The sequence below is a fragment of the Pararhodobacter sp. genome, assembly GCF_034676545.1.
GTDB lineage: Bacteria > Pseudomonadota > Alphaproteobacteria > Rhodobacterales > Rhodobacteraceae > Pararhodobacter.
Genome location: NZ_JAUCBZ010000011.1, coordinates 54,606 through 78,568, shown reverse-complemented (window position 1 = coordinate 78,568; position 23,963 = coordinate 54,606). Strand labels below are relative to the sequence as shown.

Sequence of the window (23,963 nt, the reverse complement as noted above, 5' to 3'; positions counted from 1 at the left end):
GTCCGGTCTGACCGCTATCCGTTCCAGCGCCAAGGCAGCAGGTCATCGACCTTCGTGATCTTGTATTCCGGGATGCGGGCGAGGGTGTCGGCGAGCCAGGCGTGGGGATCGATGGCGTTGAGTTTGGCCGTTTCGATCAGCGTGTAGGCGATGGCAGCGGCCTTGCCGCCCGCTTCCGATCCGACGAAGAGGTAATTCTTGCGGCCGAGGGCGATGGTGCGCATGCCGCGTTCGGCTGCGTTGTTGTCGAGCTCAAGGATGCCGTGGTCGAGGTAGGGACGCATGCGTTCCATGCGGGTCAGGGCATAGCGGATGGCGGCGGCGAGCGGGGATTTTCCCGAGATCGTGGTGAGTTGCAGGGCCAGCCAGCCCTCGAGATCGTCGAACACCGGGGCCGCATGTGCCTTTCGAAGTTCGACGCGGACATCCGGTGGCGAACCTCTGGCTTCCTTTTCCACGGCGTAGAGTTGGGCTATCCGGCCGATGGCGTCTTCGGCGATGGGGGAGCCCTGCGACCGGTGGATGTCGACGAACTTGCGCCGGACATGGGCCATGCAGGCGACCTCGCGGATGGCCCCGGAACGGTAGAGGTCCTCGAAGCCAGCATAGCCATCGGCATGCATCCAGCCGCGGTATCGGGCGAGGTGGTCTTTGGGGTGCTGGCCTTTGCGGTCGCCGGAGAAGCGATACCAGGCCGCGGGCGGTGCCGTTCCACCCCAGGGGCGTTCGTCACGAGCATAGGTCCACAGCCGGGCGGTCTGGGTCTTGCCGGTGCCGGGCGCGAGCATGCTGATGGGCGTGTCATCGGCAAAGATCGCCTCGGCCGACAGGACATGGCGGCCGATGGCGTCTGCGACGGGTTCAAGCAGGGCGGTGGTCTTGCCAACCCAATCGGCCAGGGTGGACCGGTCGAGGTCCAGCCCTTCGCGGTCGAAGATCTGGCTCTGGCGGTAAAGCGGCAGGTGGTCCGCATACTTGCTGACCAGCACATGGGCCAGCAGACCCGGCCCGGGACGACCGCGCTCGATGGGCCGCGATGGCAGCGGAGACTGAACAAACTTCTCGCAGCAGGCACAGGTTAGTCGAGGGCGGACAATGCGGTTCACAATGAAGCGGCCCGGAACGTATTCCAGCTCTTCCGTCACGTCTTCGCCGATCCGGCGCAGGCGCCCGCCGCAATCGGCACAGGCATCTGCGCCTGGGCTGAGTTCCACCTCCATCCGCGGGATGCGGTCGGGGATCGGACGGCGCTTCGGTTTGTCCTTCTCTTCGACGTCTGGCAGCTTCATTCGTGCGGTCATCGCAGCGGCGGCAATCTCACTCGTCTCCAGCGCCAACTGAAGCTGCTCCGCTGTCTCGGAGGAGGCCCCGAACCGATGCGCCCGGTGTCCCGCGAGCTGATGGCGCAGCTTCTCGATCAGGATCGCTTGCGCCTTGACCTCGGCCAAGAGCCGCGTTGTGAAGCTGCGCAGCTCCTCGGGGTCTTCCGGCAAATTCAGGGTCTGATCGAGCATGTAAGGAGTTTATCCCACTGTATTCCTTGTGGGAATCCTTCTCGCGCGGGGCAGGCGATTATCCCGCAGCCAGAGGCCGCCACGTCCGTTCCGGGGCCCGCCAATCGATGCCTTCCAAGAGCATCGACAGTTGCGCAGGCGACAAAGCCACCTTGCCCTCCTTGGCCGAGGGCCAGACGAAGCGGCCCTTCTCCAGCCGCTTCATGAACATGCAGGCCCCTTGGCCATCCCACCAGATGACCTTCACCAGATCGCCCCGACGGCCACGGAAGACGAAGAGATGCCCGGCAAACGGATCCTGCTTCAGCACCGCCTCGGCCTGCGCGGCCAGTGCCGCAAAGCCCTTGCGCATGTCGGTCACTCCGGCCGCCAGCCAGACCCGCGTGTTGGCCGGGACCGGGATCACGCTGTCAGGCCCCGGATAAGCCGCGCCAGCGCCTCAGGATCATAGCTGCCGCTGATCCGCATCCGGTGACCGCCCGCCACCTCGATCTCGATGTGGTTCAATGCGGCGGGCATCGCAATCGGCCCCTTCGCCTCTGCGACGATCTCCACCGGCAGAAAGCGCAAACCGGGATCCTCTGCCCCAGACCGGGGTGCGGGCCGATACTTGGGATCGCGCAGCCACTTGAAGATCAGGTTCGCATTCACCGTGTAGCGAAGCGCCACCTGAGCCACGGAGACGCCGGGCGCCGTCGTCTGCAAGCAGATCGAACGCTTCTCCTCATCCGTCCAAAGCCGCCTCGTTCGCCGCGCCATCAAGCACCATAGTGTCCACTATCCTTGGTGGACACTAACCGGCACCATCGCGCCGCGGCAGAGCGGTCAGACCGGACGGTTACGTTCATGCGAGCCCGCACCTGTCGACACGACAATATGCGCGGATCATGCGCGACTGGGTTCTGTCGATTGGGCTGGAACCGAGCGCCTATGGCACCCATTCGATGCGACGGACCAAGGTTGCCCAGATTTACAAGAAGACAGGCAACCTTCGCGCTGTTCAACTTTTGCTCGGGCATACCAAGATGGACAGCACCGTTCGGTATCTTGGGGTTGACCTGGACGATGCGCTGTCGTTGTCAGAAGGGATCGATCTGTAACAACTCCGCCGACCGGCGTGCCATGCGCCGGTCGGCCCTTAGCAGACGTTCACGTACAGTCTCCGCTCTTTGGCGCAGCTTCCCCATTGCTGCCATTCGTGCGCCTCGCAGAACTCTTGGAGGATGAAGGAACGCATCTCGGACGTTCCAGATCTTGATACTAAGGCCGCGTTCGGTTCAGGACAAAAACCGTCATTTGCGCGATGAGCTGTTGAAAGAGACCCTGTTCCCGTCTCTGCACCATGCCCGCGCCACGCTGGCAGCCTCGCGCAAAGACTATAACACCGAACGCCCCCACTCCCGCCTTGGCTGGCCGACCCAAGCCGAGTTTGCACAAACCTTCGCCCGGCAACGGGGACTCACGCTGCGCAACCCGCAAAACTCCGCGCCAGCCCCCGTTGCCCAACCCGCCCAAACAGGCAAAACTCAAACCCGGAGTCTCGTTCACACTGGATAAAAGTTGGGGGCAACGTCAACGTCTACCGATATGATTGATGTCACACTTCGGTGCAGGGACCGAAATGATAGCCCGACAGGCCCGGCATAGCCTCGACAGCCTCTTTGAACCGATCAGAGCAAAACAGCGCGCCTGTCACGTCATCTGCCCAAAGGGTCTTGCCCATCTCTGCCGCAGCAAAGACAACACGGCTGTTGAGTGTCGAACTGGTGAACACAACGGCCGTCTTGTCGAGATGCGGCAGGTAGGACCGATGGATATTCGATCGCTCCAGATCGACAGTGCGCGTGTAGGCCATGACCAGAACCGCGGCATACCGGCCGGGGGACGGCTCTTTTGCGCGTTTGAACCACACATTTGACAGGGGTATGATCTGATGTTGCGCGGGGCAAAGCTGCTCGATCAGGTCAGCCAATTCAACACTGACCACCATCAAGCTGCCCTGTATCCCGGCACAATGAAGCGGCTTTTCTGGCTTTTGCATCAATTCGACACGGCAGCGCTGCAACAGTCCAATTTCCGCCTCGTTCAACGCGCGGGCGCCGTTCAGACTGACGTCAAATTCGAAGATCTCGGCGTCTTCGTCCCATTCATTCTTGCCATCAGGCGGCAATATATGCGCACCGCTGTGATGGGCGCCCACGACGCTGCTATGCAGATTGTAAATCGTCATTAAGCCACCAGCGCTCCCTAACCCGTCTTCTCCGCATGGCCGCCCCAGTCAGACGGGTTTCAGGCAGGGGCCGCTCACCTCTAGGCTGTCCCCTCGCACATCTGTGATCGACCGCTTTGCGAAAATCAAGCGGGATTTTCTGTCACTTGTCACTGCGGATCAGTTGGCAGCAAGTCTGCCGCCAATTGGGCAAAATGGTCTTTGTGTCCTTTGAGCGAGACTGCTTCGAGGTTCATTGTGAAATTCCAAATTCAGGAGACAAGGATTATCTCGAAAAGAAACCTATCACTTGGCGTTGATGATGTGACCTCCTCCTTTGTGGATCCTCACAGACCCACCTTGGCACATCAATGCCACCCGGGTGCGGTCACAGCTTCAACGCGCCTGTTCTATCCAATGTCATGACAGGGGCTGCGAAGTGTTCACCTCTGCAGTCGTGCGACTGGCCTTTAGCCAATCGCTTGGACTGGCACCGGCGACGCGCAGGAACTCGCGGTTGAAGTTCGACTTGGTGTTAAACCCCGAGGCCAGCATCGCCTCGGTCACTGTCTCGCCGCGCAGGAGGAGGGATTGGGCATGACGGATACGTTCGGCGTTTACAAAGCGCGAGACGTTCTCGCCGGTTGAACGGTTTATCGTGGCCGACAGCGCCTTGGCCGGAACACGCAGTCTCCGGGCAAGTTGCGCGAGCGTCAGGTTCGGGTCGAGGTATGGCCTTTCCCGCGCATTGAAGGCCTGCAGCCGCTGCCATAGCTCGATATCCGGCTCGGGGGTTTCCTCTTCAGCCTCTTCTGCTTCCGGAGGTTCTGCCCGCAGATATGGGGACAGCGCGAACAGGCCGATCAGCAGCAGGTTGCCGACCGAAAAGACTGTGATGATCCAGCCGCGCGTTTCGGCCCGCCCAGTGGCCTGCGCGAGCACGATCAGCACATCGCTCAATGCCGATGCGACCAGGGCCGCGCCGATCACCAGCCATATGCGCGCAGGCAGGTTGCCATGCGCCAGCAGGGCCTGGGGCTGCGCGTCGGCACCGCGCAGGGCCTGCATCAGGATCGCGATGCCGTAGCCGACGAAGGCCGCGGGCAGCAGCACGTCAAGGAAGGCGGGCGCCACCAGCAGCGCTGCCAGGGCCGCCAGCGGAACCAGACCATGCAGCAGATCGCCCCGCGCCGCTGGCCGCAGGGCGGTGGCGACATAGGCCAGCCAGGCCACCGGCGGAACAAGGGCGGCGCTGACGGGCTGCACCCACCGCAGGCCCGGCACCATGTAGTGTTGCGCCAGCGCGATGATGAAGGACTGCGCCGCGCAGAGCGCCAGAAGCAGCCCGAGGACGCTCAGCCGCCGCTGTTCCACACAGAGGCGCAGGCAGGCGAAGGCCAGCAGAAAGGAAACAAAAACGGGGATGGGAAGGGTGGGCATCTATGGGTCACGGCGGTTGGGAACAGCTCACGCCTAGTCCGAAATCCGGATCATGGCGACCTTTTTCCGGATTCAGGACGCAGGCCGCGGCGGATTCGGGCGAGGCAAGGCTCACCTGAAACCCCGGATCGGAGAGACCCCGATGAAAACCACCGCCCTTGCCCTTGCCCTTGCCACCCTCGCCAGCGGCGCCCTTGCCGAAGGTGCGGGCCTTAAGATCGCCCAGATGCACATGCCCCATCATGACGCCGAAACCCGTGTGGCGATCTGGTATCCCCGCGCGACGGGCGGCACAGAAGCCGTCTATGCCGAGAACCCCGTCTTTCGCGGGGTTGAGGCCTTCACCGATGCAGAACCGGCCGCGGGCCTGCACCCTGTAGTGCTGTTCAGTCACGGGATGGGCGGCACCGACCGGGCGCAGGCCTGGCTCGCCTCGGCGCTGGCCGGGCGGGGCGCCATCGTGGTGATGGTGAACCATCTGGGCTCGACCTGGGGCGATCATGACATGGCGCGCGGCGTGCGGCACTGGACCCGCGCGGCCGACCTGTCGCGGGCGCTGGACGTGTTGACGGAGGACCCCGACCTTGGCCCGCATCTTGACCTGACGCGGGTGATGGCGGCGGGGTTCTCCTTTGGCGGCTGGACGGCGCTGTCGCTGGGGGGCGTGACCGGCAATCTTGACGGGATCGTCGCGGCCTGTACTGCGCAGATCGAGACGATGGAAGCTTGCGACGTGTTCTTGTCAGACAAGGTCGGATTGCAACGGCAGGACCAAGGCTTGTGGAACGCAAGCTACGCCGATCCGCGTGTGACCTCGGTGGTGGCCATCGACCCCGGTTTCATCTGGGGCCTTAAGGCGGCGGATGTGGTGGGCCTTGTGCCGGACGCTGTGCTGATCGGCTTGGGCGACCACCAAACGCAAATGTCTGCCACGAACTTCACCGAAAGCGGTTTTGCCGCCCTGATCCCTGATGCCAAGGTCATGCAGCTTGCCCCGGCCTTCCACTTCACCGCGATGCCGCTCTGCCAGCCTAAAGGCGCGGCGATCCTTGAGGCCGAGCAGGATGACCCGGTCTGCACCGACCCCTCGGGCACGGATCGGGAAGCGGTTCATGCAGCGATCGTGGATACCATCGCCGAGGGTCTTGGCCTGTAAGTGAACTCAACAGCGATGTCGGCGGGTTTCCCCCGCATAGCTGCCATTCTCGCCGGATGTTTGGCGCAAGGCGACCGGCAGACACGGGCCGCGCTCACCTGCCCCGGCCAGCGGGAAGAATAAGCAAGCCAAGTGACCTGATTCCGTGCCGCAGCCTGCGGCTCGGAGCCCATAGCTCCCCCGGAACTTTATGTGTTATCTCACCCAAATGAAGAAATATGGTCGCACGTTTCACCTACCTTTCTCCCCCGGTGCCACCAGCGATGACAAGATCATGTCATCGTTGGATGGGCTGATGGTGGACGACCTCGTCGTCACCGAAAAGATGGATGGCGAGAATACAACCATTCATGCCAACGGTTCCCACGCGCGCAGCCCGGACAGCCGTTACCATCCTTCCCGAGACTGGCTCAAAGCCTTCGCTGCTGGGATTTCACCCTTTCTGGCAGACGGCGAACGCATTGTCGGTGAAAACCTCTATGCGCATCATTCGGTCTATTATAGCGCTCTTCCCTCATACTTTCTTGGATTTTCCTGGATTGTTGGGGACGAAGTTCAATCATGGGATCTGACACTCGCTCGGTTCGAGGAGCTGGGTATCCTGCCGGTCCCGACGCTTTACCGCGGTCCATACCACGCCACCCTGTTCGATCACTTGATGCAGACAATTGATCTGACAACACAGGAAGGTTTCGTTGCAAGGACCGCGGCTTCGTTTGCAGAAGCTGAAATGCCAATAAAAATGGGAAAATACGTCAGGGAGGGGCATGTTCAGTCAAAAACCCACTGGATGAAGGCCGAGCTGATCCCCAATCGCCTTTCTGAAGATTGACGGCGGCCCCGTCCCGCACTGCTGCCGTTCGTCTTGGGCGCGGCGAACTTCCGCTTCCCGCCCTTCGCGACGCCTCTCGCCCTATCTTCACCCTGAGTTTTTCTCCTGCCGTTCCGCGATCAAAGCCGCGAGTTCAGGCAGATCGGCACCGGCCAGGCCAGTCGCTCCAATTTCAATCAATCTGCGGTCCTCCTTGGTCATGCCCTTCTTCGGCCATGCCGACTGGAACCTGTCCAGGGCCTCAGAAAACCCGGATGCCCAATCGCCCTGCGCCTTCTTCGATCGACTGGAAATCGAGGCCGCGAACTCGGCGGGCTCGGACGCTATTTCGGCAACCGCCTGGGCACGCATCATCAGAAGGTCCATGAACCGCTGGAAGCGGGACGGGTCGATCCGGGGCAGGACGGCGTCCAGAATCCGGGGCAGCCACTGGTTCGGCATGATGATTTTCGGCGCGATGACGATCCCGGTCAGGTAACCGTCAAGCCAGTCAGACGAAAGGCCCGTTCCGCGCAACAGCGCGGCAACTTCACCCTTCTTCTCGGGCTCGGGGGCCGCTTCGGCCAGTTCCTCGAGCGAGGCCTCCGGATCGAAGTCCGGATCATCCCGCACCCAGGCCTCGATCGTCTGTTCGTGTATATCGAGCATGACCGGGATCCTCTTCAACTCCCGACCATCAAGAAGCGCGGTGGCGCAAGCAACAAAACCGGTCGCATCTGGATGAAGGCTTGTCTCCAGCACATCGGCGCTGCGGGCCATGATACGGGCCCACCAGTCGCGCCGGGTCTCGAGCCATTTCCAGAGCGCGGCCTCCGCCGAGCGGGCACTGCGCGCCTTGTCGAGGGCCGCATGGGCTTCATCGCTGTCCTCGAACCAGCTCTCGATGATCTCGTGCCGATCCCACCAGTCTTCGCTGGCCATGATCAGGGCACCCTGCTGACGTGAAGGCAGCTCCTTGACTGCCGCGAACGATCCCGTGCCGGCAATAAGATCCGGCGTCGATCTGGCCTCCGGGCGCAGCCCGTTGAGGCCGCAGAGGCGCGCCACCTCAATCAACCCCGGAACCGGCGGCAGACCATGGGCGAGGCCATCGGCGAGCGCGAGAGACACGGCCCGGCGCAAACAGTCGGCCGTCCCGGTCAATGCGCCGACATCTTCCGACATGCGCTCGATGATCGACTTCTGCTCCCGGGCGGTAGTACAGGGAATGGTATAGGCGTCCTTTACGCCTTGCCCCTGCTTGAGAAGAAGCATCGCCATCTTGCGTTGCGATCCTGCTTGCAGCGCGACACCGATGCTCTGCGCCCCACCCCCATCCGGCAGGGTCATGCGGATGCCATGGATCTTCCATGGGGTCACGTCCGGGTCGGCAATAACGCCTTTGCGCATGGCCTCTTTGAGAACCAGATCGACCCTGCCCCGTGCCGCATCCTCGGGCATCCAGCTGCGCAGAACAACCAATGTCGCCAGTATGCGCCCCGGAAGGTCGCCGCGTACAAGACGATCCGCCAGGCCTTGCGCTGCGGCAAGGCGGATATGCGGAGCCGGGTCAAGCAGCCAGAAACAGGCCAGATCGGCATGGAGCGCATCGCTTCGACCCACCGAATAGGCAACCACCTGATCGCGCATCTCCGGGGGCATGGCCGGGAAGCTTTCGGTCAGGGCATGGTGCAATGCAAGTGGTTCGCCCTCCGCCTGCTGGATCAGTTCGGTGAAGAGCCCTTCAAGCAGGGCTTCGCCTTGGGCGGGATTGGCCGTACGTCGCCCCGTTTCCGAAATGACGCCCTCGCGCTGCAACTCCAGAGAAGCCGGGGCGGTCAGGCCGTTGCGTGTCCAGAGCTGGGCGAAGATGAGGTTGTGAGCAGGCGTCATCCGCCCCTGCCGGCGCGCAAGATCAAGCGCGTCTTCGACAGTCTTGAGAAAGGTCTGGCCGCGCGACTTGCCGTTTTCTCTGGCGATACGCGCGGCGTCGAGGCCGGCACCGAGAAGATCCACAAGGCCCTCGTCATTCGGCGAAGGGGTTTCGATTGCACATAGTTGCGCGACGATCTGGCCGCCCAGGGCCGGACGATGCAAGAGGTCGAAACTCATGCGTTCCAGAACGTCGCGCCGCGCGCCGAAGCCATCGGCGCCCGCCGCCGCAAGGGCGGCCAATGCCTCATCGATCCAACTCTTTGCCACGTCTCACCCGCCGTACTGTCCGAATTCAGCGACCAGCCTAGCGAAGTGGCTGTCCCTTGTCAGGAAGAGATGGCAGCCGTGTCTGGCGACAGAATGGCGGGCCCGCCGACCGTGGCCAGAGCCGACGGAGCAAACCGGGGGTGGCGCGCACCGGGACCTGATCACAGCTCCCAATCCGTCACGCCCTTGCGCTCCGATTGTCCGGCCAACTCGCGCTCCGCCACCGTCGCCTGCCGCAAAGTCAGTCCCAAGGCCACATGCGATTTCGCGGCTGAGACCACTGCGCGGGCGATCCGGTGGCGTTCGGCCTGATCCCCGACATCCTGCGCCAGCGCATCTGTCCGGCCTGCGGCGAGGTCTGTCACGATGCCCGCCCCATATCGCGCCCGCAATTCCGCCGCGAACCGCCCGGCATGGGTATCGTTGCGGAACCCGACCTTCCCCTCGGCCTGCATGATGCGTCCCATGGACCGCAGCGCGCGCACAAGCCGGTCGTTCTCAGGCGCGGTTTCATGGGTAACGGTATGGTCAATCGCCGCCGCCGCTCGGTCATAAAACCCCTGCAGCTCCCCGGCCATGCGCCGTCCCTGCTCCGGGTCGCGCAGGTCCAGTCGTCGCCGTCCGGCGAGGAGCAGAAGATCGCTGCGCACCCAATCCCGCTCTTCCCAGGCGTTCGCCGCGCCCGTTTCCAGACGGATGGCGATGCGCTCGCCGCTCAGGCCAAGTGCACTCGCGCCGGCCACGATCTCCGCGCGCAGCCGCTCCGCCGCCCCGGGCTGCAGGGTCGTCTCCGCACGCCCCCGCGTCAGGGCGTCGCCTTCGAGCGCCATGCCGTAAATCACCGACTGCGGCATCATCTGCAGAAGCTGCGCGCCGCGGGCATCGCCAAGCCCACGTGCGATGTCGACGGCATAGCCATAAAGCTCATCCCGCAGGCCCTTCCGCTCCGCGATTGGCGCCTTGCGGATCCTGCCTTCGGTCTCGGTCATCCATCCGCTGAAATGCCGCTCCAGATCAGCACGCTCCAGCGTCGCCGCCTCGGCCGGGAAGGGTGAAAGTACCCCTCCCTGCCGAAGTACTTCCTCAGCCTTGGCAATCTTCTCGGCGATCTCCGGCAGCCCGGTCAGAGCCGCCACATGACTGAGGTTGCGCATGGTGTCCGCCGTGCGTGCCATCGTGGCAAGTGCATCCTCCAGCGCCCTACCCTTGCGCGGCCGTTCCTCCGGTGCCCTACCTTCTTCCCGCGCCCGTTCGATCTCTGCCCGCGAGGGGCCATAGGTCAGAAGCCCCCGTTCCGCGCGCGAGGTCGCGTCCAGAAACACCCCTTCTTCCGCCGCAATGGCCACCATGCACGTTTTCATCACGTCGAGGTTGAACACATGTTCCCTCGCCATGAAGAACCAGCTGTCATTCAGGGTGCCTCGGTTGTTCACGACAATATGGACATGCGGATGCGCCCGGTCGGTGTGCAGCGCCGCGACATAGGACCAGATATCGTCCTGATGGTCGCCCGACTGGAACATCTCGAAGGCCCAGGCCTCGGCAATCAGCTTGGCCTTCTCCGGCCGCACATGGGACGGAAAGCTCAGCAGCAGATGGCTGGTGTGCCCGTTCTTGGGCGACCCACGCCAATCTTCGACCCAGTCGCCGATGATGTCTTTTCGTTCGTCCTTGGTCAGCCCCTTGGCATCTGCATCCAGCACGACCCCGTTGCCAAAGATCGATGCCGACTTCGAGAACAGATAATCCATCTGGGCCGCCAGCTCCTTCGCGTTCGCCGTGCCACCCTTGCCGATCTTCTTGATGACCGCGGCGTTCGATCCCAGCGAAAACCGCCACAGCTGGCTGGCGCGCGGCGAGAATCGAAAGCCCTGCCGAGAGGAAGAAGAGGGACCGGGTTTCACGCGCCCTGACTGGGGACGCAGAAAGTCGAGGTCGCCTAGAACAGCCTCTGCCAGCCCGATCGGACGCGATCCGGGCTTAACCATGGCGCGCACCCTCCTGGATTTCGACAAACTTGCGGAACAGCGCCACGCCCTGCCGCCGGCGTTCCGCGATGATCTGGCTCAACATCTTCGCCACCATTGGCAGCGACCGGCGCAATTCTTCGACCGATGCCCATTGCGCCCGCACCATCGGCGCCCGGCCCCGGTTTGCCGCCAGCGCAATCTGGTTCACGTTGGTACCGATCTTCGCCAACTCGTGGCGGATCTCTTCCAGCCGCGCGCTGTCTTCCCGGCTGAACTCGAGGAAGCCCGAGGCCATCCGCACGACCGACCTCACACCGTCAGAGCGGGATTTCGCGCCGAGTTGGGTGCAGAGCGCATCGAAGGCTTGAAGCTCTTCGGCAGGCAGACGGCAACTTACAACCTGGCCCAAGCTCTCGACTCGCGGCCGCCCGCGGTGCGCCCGTTGCTGCGCTGCAGAATCAGCCAGATCGCAATTCGCTTTGGCTGAAACACCGGACCCAGACTTAAGTCGTATTTTGCGCGGCTCTGATTTTTCTGCCAACTTCCGCCACCGATTATTTGTAGACACATCGCATTTCCTGCCACCTTCTCTATCCCCTTCTTTCAGCCCTTGATCAAGCACAATCTATGCGCGATATGACCACTTGCAGGTTGTGTTAACCTTGGGTAACTCACCTGCCACCGAGTGCACTTCGCTGATCGCTGAATGCACAAGGCGCAACCGGAGAAGGTGCACATCCAAGCCCTTGGCAGGAGGGCATTTCCCGGGCAGAAGTGGCGGTAACGCCCTGTTTTGTTTGATGTACGGACCCAACCGTTCAGTGTTGCGGGTTCGGAGAAAGGAAGTGTGGGATGCGTCTTGTGGCATCAGCGACGTGTGATCAGGGCTACGCCTTATGATACACGCATTGCGCGATCAGATAAAAGACATACGCATCCAGTAATCAGACCAATGATTAAAGAGATACGCCTTGCGCAATAGGGTTTGCGCGAGATGGTTTCTGATATCCGCTGTCCGGGTTCGGAATAAAGTAAGCATCCGGCGTAGGCCGCAGTTATGTTGCTTCGCTGTGGCGAAGGTTTTCCGGCTCATCATTTTTTTGGTCAGCCATGATGCGTTCGATAACTGCCGGATCACACTGCTCATATCGGAGGAACTCGAGGATGCCGCCATCCCATGTTCGAATGTCTGCAAGGAGCTCCTGCAGGCATTCGATGCCGCGGTCCGTGAAGGTTTTGATCCCTTCCTCGGTGCCGTTGTCGACCCAGATCATCTCGCCGTAATCGATGTTGTCGGAATTGGCGCTGGTGATCTCGATGAGCTCGGGGCTTTCGCCGATCATTTTGGCGACCTCGTCGATCGTGTAGGTGTGTGTGACGCGGGCCATCAGGCGGCCACCTTCCGATCAGTTTGGCGCCAGTTCCAAGGGAGCAGTTCCGGCAGACGAGAGAGGGATATTTCTGGCGTCCGCGCGAGGACGTCAGCCAGCCAAGCCTGCGGGTCGATGTCGTTCATCCGGGCTGTGACGATCAGGGAATACATGAAGGCAGCGCGGTCGCCGCCGCGCGGTGATCCGGCGAAGAGCCAGGCTTTCCGGCCGAGGGCGACGCCGCGGAGGGCTCGTTCGGCCGCATTATTGGTGAGGCAAATCCGGCCATCATCGAGGAACCGGGTGAAAGCTTCCCAGCGGCCGTCTTCCTCGAACATGTAGTTGATGGCCTTGGCGACAGGGTTGTGCTTCGACATCCGGGCGCGTTCGGATCGCAGCCAGTCATGTAGATCCTGGACCATCGGACGCACCAGCCGCTGACGGGCGTCATGACGGGCCTCGGCGGTCAGGCCGTTGATCTCGCGCTCGATATCGAAGATGGCGTCAAAGCGTTGAACGGCTTCCAGCGCCACAGGCGAGATCTCCTCGGCCACCTTCTTGCCCTTGCGGGCCGTGGCTTTGATATCCGCCAGTTCGAAGAACTTGCGCCGGGCATGCGCCCAGCACAGCGCGCTGCGCACCGGCGCGGGCTTGTGATCATGGCGATAGAGATCGTTGTAGCCGCCATAGGCGTCAGCTTGCAGGATGCCAGTCCAGCCCGTCAGATGCCGGGTCGGGTGTTCTTTCCTGCGGTCGGTGGAGAAGTAGTAGAGCGCAGCCGGAGGCGCCCCACCCCCGAAGGGCCGGTCATCGCGCAGATAGGTCCAGAGGCGGGCGGTCCTGGTGCCTCCCTTGGCCAGAAGCGGCACGGTGGTGTCGTCCGCATGCAATCGTTCAGTGCCGAGGACATGAGCACGGATCAGATCGTGGATCGGCTGCAGCGCCACGGCACAGGCGCCGACCTGGTCGGCGAGGGTGGAAAGGCTGATCTCAACCCCTTCCTTCGCGTAGCGCTCGGCCTGCCGGTTCAGGGGCTGATGCTGGCCGAACTTCTCGAACAGGATCATGGCCAGCAGATTGGGCCCCGCCCAGCCCCGAGGCGTCGGATGAAACGGCGCGGGCGGCTGGCTGATCCGCTCGCAGTCGCGGCAGGTGAACTTCTCACGGACGGTCTGGATGACCTTCCACTGCCGGGGGATCACCTCCAGCGTCTCGGTGATGTCCTCGCCCATCTTCACGATGCGCGCGGAACCACAGCAGGTGCAGGACGTCGGCGCCTCAACCACCACGCGCTCGCGGGGCAGATGCTCGGGGAACGGCTTGCGGGCGGGGCGGCGGCGCTCGAAGGCCGCGACCATCGCCCCCGGGCCCGTTGCCTCGGTTTTGGCCCGGTCATCGGCAATGTCGGTCTCGATGTCCTCGAGCTGCATCTCCAGTTGTTCGATCAGCCGGGCATGGCGTTCGGCGCTATGGCCATATTGCTCGCGGCGGAGTTTGGCGATCTGCAGTCGAAGGTGCCGGATCATGTCTTCGGAGGCCGAGACGATCGCCTGAACCTGGGTCAACTCCCCCTTGGCGGCGACCAATGCGCCTTCTGCGGCAGACGCGCGGGCCTCTGCCGCGGCGAGTGCGGCGCGCAGAACAGCGATCTCAGATGCGGTCTCCGACATGCCGAAGACCTACCACGGAACCCAAGAATAGTCCAATAAAACAAGGGAATTTTACCCATTAACCCGCTGATGCTGGCCGCTGTGTCCAGCGCGGATTGCGCCAATCAATTCCTTCCAGAAGATAGCCGAGCTGCGCTGCCGAAACCGGAACGGCTGAGCCATTCTGGCTCACCGGCCAGATGAACTTTCCGGCCTCCAGCCGCTTCAGATACAGCGACATGCCGACCCCGTCGTGCCACAGCACCTTGATCAGGTCACCCTTGCGCCCCCGGAAGCAGAAGATCTCGCCACCATGCGGGTCGCGCCCCAGCCCCTGCTGGACCTTCAGCGCCAGACTGTTCATTCCGCACCGCATGTCCGTTACCCCGCCTGCAATCCACACGCGGGCCCCCGCCGGAAAGGCAATCATCGCGGGTCCAGCACGGCCAGCAACGCCGCAAGATGCGAAGGGGCCAGCGACACAGAGATCGTCATGCGACGCCCGTTCGTCAACGTGATGTCGATCCGGGCATCGTCGGCTTCCCGCGATGGCTGCTCCGCTGGCGTAGGCGGGGCGCCCGCAATCACCAATGGCACGAAGCCCCCACCAGCCCCCGACGCGCCAAGTGTCCCGCTGCGATACTCGCGCCGCCAGATCGAAAGAAGCGACCGGGAAATCCCATACCGGCGCGCCGTCGCCGAACCCTGCCGGAAACCGCGCAGGCTCTCTTCGACGATCCGGATCTTGTCCTCGTCAGACCAGTGCCGACGACGGCCACCCTCATCGGCGGCGAAGATCTCGATTGGTGAAACAGTTGAAGCGCATGCCATAAGGCAATGCCTTACGACCATTTGCTCAATCAGAGCAGACGGCCTTCACCGCAGGCTTACGGAATAAAGCGATGTGATTTAGGATAAAAGATTTCGGCGATCCGCATTCAGAAAAATGGGATAGTCGATATGCGAGGTGAGGAAGGTGGTATGGGTTACGGAATACGGGTTGTGCTGGTGATGAACAGGAAGGGCGGATCGGGCAAGAGCACGCTCTGCCGCGCCCTTGCCTCTGCCGCAGCAAGTCGCGGCGAGACGGTCACGATCTTCGACACGGATGCCTCGAAGTCTTGCCTCAAGTGGATGCAGGCGGGGCAAGAGGCCGGAAACTGGTCACCCCATGTTGAGGTGATCCACACACTTGATGCCCACCGGGTCGTCGAGGCGATTGACCATATCTATGAACAGCCAGACCAGGAGCATCTGATCCTGATCGACACTTTCGGCGGCGGGTCAGAGGCACAGGATGTGCTGGCCGTTGCCGCCCACCGGATCATCTGCCCGATGATGCTGTCGCGCGGCGATCTCAGCGAGACGCTCGAGACTGCCAACTGGTATTTGAAGCTGCGCGGGCGGGTCGACAATCCGGATGAGCTTGCCGGCTTCTCCGTGGTGTTCAGTCGCGTGCAGGTCCGGCTCTCTGAAGCGGAGCGCGCGGTGGCGGATGAACTCTTCCGGTCGCTGCCTGCCTGCGAGGCCTGGCTGTCCAATCGCAGCGCCTATGTCCGGATGGACAAGGAAGGGCTCCTCGGCCCGATCGCGGACAAGACGCCAAATCGCGGCTTGGCGGCGCATCTGCAGACAGCCGTGAAGGAGGCCGGGGAGCTTCTCGACGAAATCGATCAGTTGATCGCGGCCCCGGCGGTGGTCGCATAATGGCACCGCGTAAAGATCAGATGCGGATCATCCGGCAGGATGCGGGTTTTTCAGCGAAGCTTGGGTTTGGTGGGATGGTCGCGCCCCCGGCGGAGGTTGAAAGACCGAGCGCGATGCCGTCGGCGCCGGTCTGCTCCCGGCCAGAATCGAAGCCCGAGCAACCGGCAATCGTGACAGCCGCCGCACATGTCATGCCCCAACGCGATGATGATGGCGGGTTGCCCATCCGCGGCCAAGAAGAAGCCCGGAAAGAGGAGGGTGAACCGCGGACACCACTGCACTTGGCGCAGCGCCATGCGGTGCCTGCCCCATCCGCAACGGCCCGGGGTCAGGTCGTCTATGTCGCGGTGTCGCTCACCGCCAGGCAAGCCCATCTCGCTGAAGCCTGGGCCTCAGTGGCGCGGTGCTCGGTCCAGTTCCTGATCCGTCGCGTGGCGCAGGGACTGCGTGACGAGGCCTTTGACGACTGGGAACGCGATGGCATGCCCGAAGTCAGTGAACCTCGCGGTGCACGGGGCAAGCATCCGACCAGCGTGACCTTGACCCTGCGACCGCCTTTTGCAGCCGACCTGGCCGCCCGGCACGATCCGCTTGGGGTTCTTGGTTTGGCGCGGGTCATGGGCCCGGCCTTCCGCGCGCGGTTCCAGGAGGCATTCGACATCGCCTTGGACAAGGCGCCGCTGCACACGACAACCGAGGGAGAAGAGAAATGACTGATCAGAAATCGAATGCCCTCGACGACGACACGTCGGCAGCCAAGTTTGATGTTGGCAGGCCTGTGGAATGGATGGTCGACCCGGATCATCGCGAGAAGATCCTCGGCGTCACCTATGAGTTCAGCCATACCGGCGAGCGCAAGACGGTTTGGTACACAGCGAACAAGCGGCGCGCGAAGTGCTTCATTGTTTTGGAGGTCCTACAGTTGCTCGGAAAGGAGACCACCTGACAATGACAGGTCGCAACGTGGGCAACCCCTTGGTGGCCAATGCGCGCGAACCGGGGGGGGCAAGCCATGAAGTTTCTGAATCGATCCGCTGGTTTCGATTCAGAAAAGTAATTGGACTAGCTGCGACGCAGGGAGGATTTGTGTTGGGAGGCCCACATGGTTCTGGCACATCTGCACCGCATCGATCCCGATGCCAATATGGCCCGCTATTACTGCGTCGACATCGCGCCGACACTGTTCGGGGACGTCTCATTCGTGCGGACCTGGGGCCGGATCGGGACCCACGGCCGGACGAGCATCGAAACCTGTGCTTCCATTGAAGAAGCGGAGAGAGCAGCATCGTAAACCCTACGCCAGAAGATGCGGCGGGGCTATCGGCCGTCCGGCCAGTTGCCGCAGCCATACCTTGCGGTGTGAGATCGGTCAGGCCTTCCGTTGAAGCCTGCCTTCCAACACGGCACCGGCCTCAATGGCGATCCGCTCATGGATGACGTCGGCCTGCACGACCGCACTCGGCGCGAGCTGAACGTTTCGCGACGAGATCATACCAGAGACAGCCCCAAGCACGACGAGGTCGTGGGTGGCGACGGAACCTTCAACGCGACCTGAACCAGCCACGCTGATCTCCGGCGCTCGCAGTGAGCCAACGACATTGCCTTGGATCTCGATCGGTCCACTGGAGGTGGCATCGCCTTCGACAATAAGGTCCTGCGCGAAGATGCTGCGGCGAGCGTTCGGACTTACCGGGTCCGGCCATCGGTCTAGATCGCCATGTGGGGTCTTCATCTTGGTGCCGCCTCAGCTCAACTTCGTGCCGCACGACAGGACCAGAATCGAAACGAAAGGACAACACGCGACGCTGTGATCGCCGAAGAAGGGCGGCAGCCTTCCGCATTGTACAACTCATCCGGCCAGGGTCATCGCCGGTCGTCCCTCATGAGCAATAGAGCCTGCGCCAATCGCTCATGAGGGTGCGTCAGGCTGTTGGTTGGTGTTGTCCACGATGAAAACGAAGGGCTAGGGTATTCCGGTGAACTTGCAGCGAGGGTGGTGATGATGGAACGCGAAGAGAGCAATAGCTTGACTGATCTCACTTCTAACTTCAGGCATGAGCAGTTCGAAGGCGAGATGAAGCTGCGCCTCGCCGTTCCCTTTGATGCCTGGGGGCCCATCGGCAGGGGAGGGTCTATTACGACCGAAGCGCGCGCTCATCTGGGCCGCCTTGCCGAAACCGGCAACGGAGACATGGCTTGATACGCTCGGGTCCGGCGTATGAGTTGACCGACATCATGTCCGGATCCCATGCGCGACCTGTGGTTCCGCCGCTAATCGGGTGTAATTGGGTCAAGAAATGGGTTGCGGAAAATGGGTGTTATTGGGTATTTAAATGGGTATGATCCAAATCCATACGCTCCGCATCACCCCGAACTTTCTTTCGATCATCGCCGAAATCGACGAGTTCAAGGGCGCATGGCGCGCGCTCGGAAGTCTCGCCCCCGAGCGGCTGTCCGCCTTGCGCCGCGTCGCTACGATCGAAAGCATCGGCTCTTCGACCCGCATTGAAGGAAGCCGACTCTCAGATCAGGAGGTCCAGCGTCTTCTCTCCAACCTCGACATCCAGACCTTCTCGACCCGAGACGAAGAGGAGGTCGCTGGCTACGCCCAGGTCATGGATGCGGTCTTCGCCTCGTGGCGCGACATGGACGTGACCGAAAACCATATCCGCCAATTACACCGGGACCTTCTGCGGCACAGCGGCAAGGATCAGCGCCACAGGGGAGCCTGGAAGACCGCGCCAAACTCGATCGCGGCTTTCGACGAGACAGGGCGGCAGATTGGCGTCGTGTTCGAGACCGCCACCCCCTTCGACACCCCCGGCCGCATGGTTGAACTGATCGACTGGTACAACACCGCCACCCGGGACCGTGAACTGCATCCGCTGCTGCTGATCGGAGTCTTCGTCGTGGTCTTCCTCGAGATCCATCCGTTCCAGGACGGCAACGGACGTCTCAGTCGGATCCTTACCACCCTCCTGCTTCTGCGCGCAGGCTATGCCTATGTACCGTACTCCTCCCTCGAAAGCGTGATCGAGCAAAGCAAGGAGGCCTACTATCTGGCCCTTCGACAGACCCAGGGAACGATCAGGTCTGACAGTCCGGACTGGGAACCTTGGCTCGGCTTCTTCCTGTCCGCGCTGCAGCGCCAGATGCATCGTCTGCGCGTGAAGATTGAGCGTGAACGACTTTTGATGGGTAGCCTCCCGGAAGTTTCGGCGCAACTCTTGGACCTCGTGCGAGACCACGGTCGCTTGACCATCGGCGACGCCGAGCGCCTGTCCGGCCAGAATCGCAACACACTGAAGCAGCACTTCCGCGCGCTGGTGGCAGATGGCCACCTGAGCCTGAACGGAGCCGGGAGGGGGGCTTGGTATTCGCTCCGATAATTTTGATTATGTAATCCGCTCTCTGTGACAGTTGAAAAGCGGTTGCTCGCTATCGCGTAGACAAATGCCGGGTTCGCAGCCACAAAGCACCGTCTTTTTCGGCGATCAGGAAATTCGAACCGCAGTCCTTCGACTAACGACCCAAACTGGGACACCCAGTAGGATTTGCATTTTTCTGAGGATGGCAAATGCTTGTTGCAGTCAAGCCAAGACTTCGGGGCCACGTATTGAGGCTTGCGGGAATAGGTTTTTTGCGGCGATCGCAGCGCTAGCTGCGGCAACGTCGGGCACGAAAATCACGACTGCGAGATCCTTAACCGCGCGCGAACAGCAAACGTAGAAGAGACGCCTCGTACGATCGAGCACCGTTTCCTCTCCCGCGTTGATTTTTGCCTGGTCATTGTCCGACAGCGGCACATAGCCGAAGTACTTGCCGTAGGAGTATTGGTGAAACGCGGCCTCCTCGTCGTCGATCACGACCAGAACACGTTCAAACTGCGCCCCCTTAACGCCGTGGTGGGTGGCGAACGGTGATTCTTCGGTAAAATAGCGCCGATAGGCCCAGAGCTCCCCGATTGGGCAGGACAGAAAAGCCTGGACGCTGGAAAAGCCGCTACTACCGTCATCAACCGGCTCGTCCACAAGATGTGGCGCAAACCGGTCGTCGAGGCGCAGCACCTGGGTGTCACGAACATGCCGCATCAGCTGTAGCACGGTGGCCTGTGAACCATCCGCGAGCATCGCGACCAACGCGTCGATTGCCTGTTGAAGACCGGTCAGGATCGGAGCCGCCGGTAGTCCGCGTAGACGCTCCGGTTCGAGCTTCGGGCTTTCGTTGCGCAAGATTGACATGACCGTGAAGCGGTCACCTTCACGAGCGGCCATGACCAAAGGCAGAATATGCTGCGCGACCGGTCGTAACGGCCAGGCCGAGCCGTCGGCGAGTCCTTCGCTTAGGTTCGTTGGTGCGCGGTCACTTAGCGCAGAATAGAGGTTTGGAAATCCGAGCCGAGTTGCCGCCATGCGATGCACCAGCACTAGTAGGCGAACATCGCTTTCGCGTACGTCGCTCAGCCAAAGCGCGTCGTCGGTCTCTCCGGCGAGCCAGGCACGGACCGCAGAGAGGCGGGCACTGCGCTGATCGTCGGCCGGCAGAACGAAAAGATTTGCTGTGCCCGCCACAGGCTGTTCGACATCACCGACCTTGATCCGGCGCCCACGGGTCTGAACCAGGCCATCGCCTGTTGCGCGGATAGCGTTGACCACACCGAGGACAGAAGCAGGGCAACGAAAATTCTCAGGTTTGCTAATTTCGGCCCAGTCAGCGCTGAGTGGAACGGCGCCAGTGCCGCTCATATAGATCTTCTGCATCGGGTCGCCGAAGAACCCAACGCACAGGCGCGGCTGCTCGACCGCGATCGTGCGCAGCGCTTCGATGACTTCGGGATTGGTGTCCTGGCTTTCGTCAACGAAAATGAACGGAAAGCGGCTGGCGACAACCCGGCGCAGCAACGGATGGGCGCCGATGCAATAGGGCGTCAACTTCAGCACATCGTCATGGCCGAGAATGCCTTCAGCATAACTGCTACCGGTACCATATGTGAATTTCTCGACCGAACTGATCGCGGCGAGCTGGGCTTCAAGTTCGGCAATTTCAATCTCCAGCCGTGCCTTCGTTCGCATCTGAGTGCGAGGTCGGTTGTAATGTTCGCGGCGCTCGGCGATCTTCTCCTCGATGCGAACGCCTACCCAGGCCGCGATGTCGCTCTGGAATGGCCGGATCACCGACCAGAGGAAGCTGTGGATCGTGGAGATGTGAAACAGCGGTGAGACGCCTACATCACCGGAGATCTCGCCAACCGCGACATCGGTATAGGTGATGCAGGCAATTTGCTGCCCCGCGCGCCGTAGCGCCTTACCTCGGGTCCGGGCGAGGTGCTCCAGCGCCTTGATCAGCGATGTTGTCTTGCCCGAGCCAGCACCCGCAACCATCACGAACGATCTCGGGACCTTACGATCGAGACAGGCGCGAACCTCGATGTCTGCTGGCGTGTCGGGGCTGCCGATGCGGCTGGTCATGCCGCAGCCTCACCATCTGGCCCAGGCGCAGCAATGGCGGCGCCATCGGTCTCCGCCACTTCTTCCGCGTTTGCCTCGTCGTCAGGCTCAGGCTCGGGTTCAGGCGGCGCAATTTCGGCTTCGAGCCAGCGAAGGCCGTCAGCGATGTATTGCGGAACAATCCAGGTCGCGGGATCTTCGGCGAGCAGCGCCAAGGCGAAGTCGGTCTTGCTAAAACTCTTAGCCTGAACGCGCTTGTGAATGCGGCCAGCCAGCTCACTGAGATTTTTCTCCGCATTCTTTGCGATACGGAGCTGGAGTGGCTTTCGGTCCTTATGCTGGCACCAGCCGAGATTTCTCGAGCGCGAACGCTTCCTCGAACGTGCGGCCTGCCAACGAGAGCGTATTGCCACCCCAGGTCACATCGGTACGGCATTGATATGCAACGCGCACGAGAGCGTCGTTTTCGTTCGCACGCGCCTGCGTCTTATCGTCGGCCGTCGCCTCCCACAGCGCTGCGACTGTCTCACATTTGGGGAGCCAGTGCAGAAGTGTCTGATTGGAGGTCACGGCTCCCGGATGGCTGGCGATGCATGCCTTTCCCGGCTTTTCAGCCGCCAACTGACCAGCCGCTCCTTCGTCTTCGTCTTCGTCTTCATCCGAATTGGCCTCCTGCGCGGGGTCGTCTCCGGCGGCTGCAGTCACCTCAACACCTGTTCCTGGCTGAGTTGGCGGGCCAAAAACACTGTCAAGATCGGTTATGACCAGTGTGGTAAGACCAAGGAACTCAATAAGCACCTTGAAACGATAGCCGAACGCGCCCCCGATCTCGAGGATCGTCAGATAGGTCGACTGGAGGCGCGGCGCAGCGGTTTCGATCATCTGCGGCAACAGCAATCTCTCAACGTTGCCTTCGACGAGCACGGTGGCATCGGCGAAAAAGAGATCACAATGCGCGAGCTTGAGGTAGCGCTCGAGAAACGTGCGGACTTTGGGATCGGTGCTGTCGTAGAAGGCGGAGAGATTAAGAACGTCTGAAGTCGAGGTTGCTTCTGTCCGGCTACGCCTGAAATAGCGGACCGGTCGAAAGCCGCGCTCATAGAGGATATGAGTTGAATGCGTGGTGACCACGATCTGGCTGGTATAGGCCACGCGATCAGCACCCTTGAGCGTAAGGATGTCCAGGACCTTGCGGATGAAGGCCTGCTGCAACTGGGCGTGGAGATGTGCCTCGGGTTCCTCGATGAAGATGAGATGCACCGGAGGGCGGTTGTCGTCGATTGCCAACCACTGGGCGTGCAGATCGAGAAGCTCAACCACCATGAAGATGAGGTTCTTGAATCCCAGACCATTGTAGCGGTCGGGCAACGTCGGCGGATTGGGCGTGCCATCATCAGGGCCAAGGGCATAGTGGACCAACGCGCCCGTACCGCTGCTCATAATTTGTGCCGGATCGAGCGCCGATCGTATCATCATCCGGGGGTTTGATAGGCCAGGATAGCCGAGCTTGGCGAGGCTCCTAAGAGTTGGCTCAAATACGCGTTCCAGATGCTCGTTGAGAGAAACCTCGGACGCCGCGAGCGCTCTGAGGGCCTCGAGGTCGTGCGCCTTCTGCTCGAGATTGCGACCATAGAACCGGCTGAGGACGCGCGAAAGGTCCTCCGCCCGGGCGCCGCCAGTACCATCCGACAAATGGCGCTGAGCGTTAAGAAAGTCGATCCGGAGAATACCGTTCAAAATCTCACGTCCACTCCGATCGCGTCCGGCAAGTGATGACGGGACGTAGTCGGCTTCGGCTAACATATTTGCGTCGAACCTCGCCGGATCGAGCACGAAGTATCGTAGTTCATATTCGGTATTCAGGTTATCGCGAAGGAAGTCTCGAAGGTGGTGCGGTGCCGGGTCGAACACCGGCAAACCTTGCTCGTCCTCTTCAACTGCGGCGAGGGCAAGTTCGCGGGCTTGGATATATCTGTCGCGCGTGGTCTCGGGGTCGATTGGAGCATAGGCGACGCGCATACCAACGAGTGTGCTGTCCCATGCTAGGCTCGGCAGTAGATCAATCGCGCGGTGGAGGTCCTCAGCGCCGATCTCCAGCCAGATATCGATTTCCATGGTCGGCAGCACCGCACCTTCCGCACCGGCGCCAAACGCGATGATATCCGGCCACGACCCCATGCCGAAATCATTGATGTCAAACCGGCCATGCCCGGTGAACAGCTGAAGCGCGTGCCCGACTGAGGTCTTCCCACTGTTGTTGGCACCGACGAAGATCGAGATATCGGAGGCAAGATCGATTACGACATCCTGCAACCTACGAAAGTTGCGGACGGCCAGCTTCTTCAAATGCATCCTTATCCCCCCTGTTCGCGCAATGCCGATGCTTCACGCAAACCGACAATCAGGCCTATACCTTACCTACCATCGGCGCAGGCTCGAGGCGAGATGGACATACTCGTCGAATAGTTCAACCGCACGGCGGCAGACG

25 protein-coding genes and 1 pseudogene are annotated in these 23,963 nt (G+C 61.7%); 10 read left to right on the top strand and 16 right to left on the bottom strand.

From position 1 onward, the window contains the following. Positions 1 to 14 precede the first annotated feature (14 nt). From tnpC (VDQ28_RS02065) to tnpA (VDQ28_RS02055), 3 genes are read right to left on the bottom strand one after another with little or no spacing between them, the layout of a single operon-like run. Positions 15 to 1,514, bottom strand: coding sequence for an IS66 family transposase (tnpC, locus tag VDQ28_RS02065; protein ID WP_323034389.1), 1,500 nt, complete (start codon positions 1,512 to 1,514; stop codon positions 15 to 17). A gap of 58 nt (positions 1,515 to 1,572) precedes the next feature. Next, a complete protein-coding gene (tnpB, locus tag VDQ28_RS02060) occupies positions 1,573 to 1,920 on the bottom strand; it encodes an IS66 family insertion sequence element accessory protein TnpB (protein WP_323034388.1) in 348 nt (115 codons plus the stop codon). Further along, complete coding sequence (tnpA, locus tag VDQ28_RS02055) at positions 1,917 to 2,219, bottom strand: IS66-like element accessory protein TnpA (RefSeq protein ID WP_323034387.1); 303 nt, start codon at positions 2,217 to 2,219, stop codon at positions 1,917 to 1,919. The genes tnpB (VDQ28_RS02060) and tnpA (VDQ28_RS02055) overlap by 4 nt, the downstream gene beginning before the upstream one ends. 149 nt (positions 2,220 to 2,368) lie before the next feature. On the opposite strand from tnpA (VDQ28_RS02055), the pseudogene VDQ28_RS02050 reads away from it, so the two are divergent. Next, positions 2,369 to 2,614: pseudogene (locus VDQ28_RS02050) on the top strand (tyrosine-type recombinase/integrase); the annotation flags it as partial. A 154-nt stretch (positions 2,615 to 2,768) separates the two neighbouring features. Next, positions 2,769 to 3,071, top strand: coding sequence for an integrase core domain-containing protein (locus VDQ28_RS02045; protein WP_416349342.1), 303 nt, complete (start codon positions 2,769 to 2,771; stop codon positions 3,069 to 3,071). A 40-nt stretch (positions 3,072 to 3,111) separates the two neighbouring features. On the opposite strand, the gene VDQ28_RS02040 is transcribed toward VDQ28_RS02045, so the two are convergent. Both VDQ28_RS02040 and VDQ28_RS02035 read right to left on the bottom strand, forming a co-directional pair. After that, positions 3,112 to 3,744, bottom strand: a complete 633-nt coding sequence (locus tag VDQ28_RS02040) for an imm11 family protein (protein WP_323034386.1) — start codon at positions 3,742 to 3,744, stop codon at positions 3,112 to 3,114. A 399-nt stretch (positions 3,745 to 4,143) separates the two neighbouring features. Continuing rightward, positions 4,144 to 5,163 carry a helix-turn-helix domain-containing protein gene (locus VDQ28_RS02035; RefSeq protein ID WP_323034385.1) on the bottom strand — a complete coding sequence of 340 codons (1,020 nt, stop codon included), beginning with the start codon at positions 5,161 to 5,163 and terminating at the stop codon, positions 4,144 to 4,146. A 142-nt stretch (positions 5,164 to 5,305) separates the two neighbouring features. On the opposite strand from VDQ28_RS02035, the gene VDQ28_RS02030 reads away from it, so the two are divergent. Beyond that, the gene (locus VDQ28_RS02030; protein WP_323034384.1) at positions 5,306 to 6,319 is read left to right on the top strand and encodes a hypothetical protein; all 1,014 of its coding nucleotides are present in this window, start codon (positions 5,306 to 5,308) and stop codon (positions 6,317 to 6,319) included. Between the two features lie 190 nt (positions 6,320 to 6,509). Beyond that, on the top strand, positions 6,510 to 7,151 hold the full coding sequence (locus VDQ28_RS02025; protein ID WP_323034383.1) for an RNA ligase family protein: 642 nt from the start codon (positions 6,510 to 6,512) through the stop codon (positions 7,149 to 7,151). 87 nt (positions 7,152 to 7,238) lie between these two features. Here the strand turns inward: VDQ28_RS02025 and VDQ28_RS02020 are convergent, their stop codons facing one another. The 7 genes from VDQ28_RS02020 to tnpA (VDQ28_RS01990) all read right to left on the bottom strand — a co-directional run bounded on the left by VDQ28_RS02020 (position 7,239) and on the right by tnpA (VDQ28_RS01990) (position 15,152). Continuing rightward, the gene (locus VDQ28_RS02020; RefSeq protein WP_323034382.1) at positions 7,239 to 9,332 is read right to left on the bottom strand and encodes a UPF0149 family protein; all 2,094 of its coding nucleotides are present in this window, start codon (positions 9,330 to 9,332) and stop codon (positions 7,239 to 7,241) included. Positions 9,333 to 9,493: 161 nt separating this feature from the next. Further along, positions 9,494 to 11,320, bottom strand: coding sequence for a relaxase/mobilization nuclease domain-containing protein (locus VDQ28_RS02015; RefSeq protein ID WP_323034381.1), 1,827 nt, complete (start codon positions 11,318 to 11,320; stop codon positions 9,494 to 9,496). Beyond that, on the bottom strand, positions 11,313 to 11,711 hold the full coding sequence (gene mobC, locus VDQ28_RS02010) for a plasmid mobilization relaxosome protein MobC (protein WP_323034380.1): 399 nt from the start codon (positions 11,709 to 11,711) through the stop codon (positions 11,313 to 11,315). Before mobC ends, VDQ28_RS02015 begins: the two co-directional genes overlap by 8 nt. 646 nt (positions 11,712 to 12,357) lie before the next feature. Further along, entirely contained in the window at positions 12,358 to 12,690 is a 333-nt protein-coding gene (locus VDQ28_RS02005; RefSeq protein WP_323034379.1) for a hypothetical protein, read from the bottom strand. Then, positions 12,690 to 14,342 (bottom strand): IS66 family transposase, encoded by a 1,653-nt coding sequence (gene tnpC, locus VDQ28_RS02000; RefSeq protein ID WP_323034378.1) that lies wholly within the window; start codon positions 14,340 to 14,342, stop codon positions 12,690 to 12,692. Before tnpC (VDQ28_RS02000) ends, VDQ28_RS02005 begins: the two co-directional genes overlap by 1 nt. A 58-nt stretch (positions 14,343 to 14,400) precedes the next feature. After that, a complete protein-coding gene (gene tnpB, locus VDQ28_RS01995) occupies positions 14,401 to 14,751 on the bottom strand; it encodes an IS66 family insertion sequence element accessory protein TnpB (RefSeq protein WP_112312267.1) in 351 nt (116 codons plus the stop codon). Then, positions 14,748 to 15,152 (bottom strand): IS66-like element accessory protein TnpA, encoded by a 405-nt coding sequence (gene tnpA, locus VDQ28_RS01990; RefSeq protein WP_112312268.1) that lies wholly within the window; start codon positions 15,150 to 15,152, stop codon positions 14,748 to 14,750. The genes tnpB (VDQ28_RS01995) and tnpA (VDQ28_RS01990) overlap by 4 nt, the downstream gene beginning before the upstream one ends. Positions 15,153 to 15,323: 171 nt before the next feature. Here tnpA (VDQ28_RS01990) and VDQ28_RS01985 point away from each other — a divergent pair, with 171 nt between their 5' ends. The 4 genes from VDQ28_RS01985 (at position 15,324) to VDQ28_RS01970 (ending at position 17,319) form a co-directional block, all read left to right on the top strand. Next, on the top strand, positions 15,324 to 16,028 hold the full coding sequence (locus VDQ28_RS01985; protein WP_416349341.1) for a division plane positioning ATPase MipZ: 705 nt from the start codon (positions 15,324 to 15,326) through the stop codon (positions 16,026 to 16,028). A gap of 191 nt (positions 16,029 to 16,219) precedes the next feature. Continuing rightward, complete coding sequence (locus VDQ28_RS01980; RefSeq protein WP_323034377.1) at positions 16,220 to 16,741, top strand: hypothetical protein; 522 nt, start codon at positions 16,220 to 16,222, stop codon at positions 16,739 to 16,741. Beyond that, the gene (locus VDQ28_RS01975) at positions 16,738 to 16,974 is read left to right on the top strand and encodes a hypothetical protein (protein ID WP_189382953.1); all 237 of its coding nucleotides are present in this window, start codon (positions 16,738 to 16,740) and stop codon (positions 16,972 to 16,974) included. The genes VDQ28_RS01980 and VDQ28_RS01975 overlap by 4 nt, the downstream gene beginning before the upstream one ends. A 156-nt stretch (positions 16,975 to 17,130) precedes the next feature. Next, positions 17,131 to 17,319: a WGR domain-containing protein gene (locus VDQ28_RS01970; protein WP_323034376.1), complete on the top strand. Its 189-nt coding sequence runs from the start codon at positions 17,131 to 17,133 to the stop codon at positions 17,317 to 17,319. A gap of 78 nt (positions 17,320 to 17,397) precedes the next feature. Here VDQ28_RS01970 and VDQ28_RS01965 read toward each other — a convergent pair whose 3' ends face one another. Beyond that, the gene (locus tag VDQ28_RS01965) at positions 17,398 to 17,760 is read right to left on the bottom strand and encodes a polymer-forming cytoskeletal protein (RefSeq protein WP_323034375.1); all 363 of its coding nucleotides are present in this window, start codon (positions 17,758 to 17,760) and stop codon (positions 17,398 to 17,400) included. Between the two features lie 267 nt (positions 17,761 to 18,027). Here VDQ28_RS01965 and VDQ28_RS01960 point away from each other — a divergent pair, with 267 nt between their 5' ends. After that, complete coding sequence (locus tag VDQ28_RS01960) at positions 18,028 to 18,228, top strand: hypothetical protein (protein WP_323034374.1); 201 nt, start codon at positions 18,028 to 18,030, stop codon at positions 18,226 to 18,228. 133 nt (positions 18,229 to 18,361) lie between these two features. Then, positions 18,362 to 19,417, top strand: coding sequence for a Fic family protein (locus tag VDQ28_RS01955; protein ID WP_229825904.1), 1,056 nt, complete (start codon positions 18,362 to 18,364; stop codon positions 19,415 to 19,417). A 201-nt stretch (positions 19,418 to 19,618) separates the two neighbouring features. Here VDQ28_RS01955 and VDQ28_RS01950 read toward each other — a convergent pair whose 3' ends face one another. The 3 genes from VDQ28_RS01950 to VDQ28_RS01940 all read right to left on the bottom strand — a co-directional run bounded on the left by VDQ28_RS01950 (position 19,619) and on the right by VDQ28_RS01940 (position 23,827). Beyond that, positions 19,619 to 21,496: a UvrD-helicase domain-containing protein gene (locus tag VDQ28_RS01950; protein WP_323034373.1), complete on the bottom strand. Its 1,878-nt coding sequence runs from the start codon at positions 21,494 to 21,496 to the stop codon at positions 19,619 to 19,621. Continuing rightward, a complete protein-coding gene (locus VDQ28_RS01945) occupies positions 21,493 to 21,690 on the bottom strand; it encodes a hypothetical protein (RefSeq protein WP_323034372.1) in 198 nt (65 codons plus the stop codon). Before VDQ28_RS01945 ends, VDQ28_RS01950 begins: the two co-directional genes overlap by 4 nt. A 118-nt stretch (positions 21,691 to 21,808) precedes the next feature. Next, a complete protein-coding gene (locus tag VDQ28_RS01940) occupies positions 21,809 to 23,827 on the bottom strand; it encodes an ATP-dependent nuclease (RefSeq protein ID WP_323034371.1) in 2,019 nt (672 codons plus the stop codon). Positions 23,828 to 23,963 lie beyond the last annotated feature (136 nt).

Coding starts and splice junctions, on each gene's coding strand:
- VDQ28_RS02025 (WP_323034383.1), top strand. CDS start 6,510: ATGTGTTATCTCACCCAAATGAAGAAATATGGTCGCACGTTTCACCTA.
- VDQ28_RS01940 (WP_323034371.1), bottom strand. CDS start 23,827: ATGCATTTGAAGAAGCTGGCCGTCCGCAACTTTCGTAGGTTGCAGGAT.
- VDQ28_RS02040 (WP_323034386.1), bottom strand. CDS start 3,744: ATGACGATTTACAATCTGCATAGCAGCGTCGTGGGCGCCCATCACAGC.
- tnpC (WP_323034389.1), bottom strand. CDS start 1,514: ATGCTCGATCAGACCCTGAATTTGCCGGAAGACCCCGAGGAGCTGCGC.
- tnpA (WP_112312268.1), bottom strand. CDS start 15,152: ATGGCATGCGCTTCAACTGTTTCACCAATCGAGATCTTCGCCGCCGAT.
- VDQ28_RS01970 (WP_323034376.1), top strand. CDS start 17,131: ATGGTTCTGGCACATCTGCACCGCATCGATCCCGATGCCAATATGGCC.
- VDQ28_RS02030 (WP_323034384.1), top strand. CDS start 5,306: ATGAAAACCACCGCCCTTGCCCTTGCCCTTGCCACCCTCGCCAGCGGC.
- VDQ28_RS02035 (WP_323034385.1), bottom strand. CDS start 5,163: ATGCCCACCCTTCCCATCCCCGTTTTTGTTTCCTTTCTGCTGGCCTTC.
- VDQ28_RS01980 (WP_323034377.1), top strand. CDS start 16,220: ATGCCCCAACGCGATGATGATGGCGGGTTGCCCATCCGCGGCCAAGAA.
- tnpC (WP_323034378.1), bottom strand. CDS start 14,342: ATGTCGGAGACCGCATCTGAGATCGCTGTTCTGCGCGCCGCACTCGCC.
- tnpB (WP_112312267.1), bottom strand. CDS start 14,751: ATGATTGCCTTTCCGGCGGGGGCCCGCGTGTGGATTGCAGGCGGGGTA.
- VDQ28_RS01975 (WP_189382953.1), top strand. CDS start 16,738: ATGACTGATCAGAAATCGAATGCCCTCGACGACGACACGTCGGCAGCC.
- VDQ28_RS02005 (WP_323034379.1), bottom strand. CDS start 12,690: ATGGCCCGCGTCACACACACCTACACGATCGACGAGGTCGCCAAAATG.
- VDQ28_RS01965 (WP_323034375.1), bottom strand. CDS start 17,760: ATGAAGACCCCACATGGCGATCTAGACCGATGGCCGGACCCGGTAAGT.
- VDQ28_RS01950 (WP_323034373.1), bottom strand. CDS start 21,496: ATGACCAGCCGCATCGGCAGCCCCGACACGCCAGCAGACATCGAGGTT.
- VDQ28_RS01960 (WP_323034374.1), top strand. CDS start 18,028: ATGATGGAACGCGAAGAGAGCAATAGCTTGACTGATCTCACTTCTAAC.
- VDQ28_RS01955 (WP_229825904.1), top strand. CDS start 18,362: ATGGGTATGATCCAAATCCATACGCTCCGCATCACCCCGAACTTTCTT.
- VDQ28_RS02015 (WP_323034381.1), bottom strand. CDS start 11,320: ATGGTTAAGCCCGGATCGCGTCCGATCGGGCTGGCAGAGGCTGTTCTA.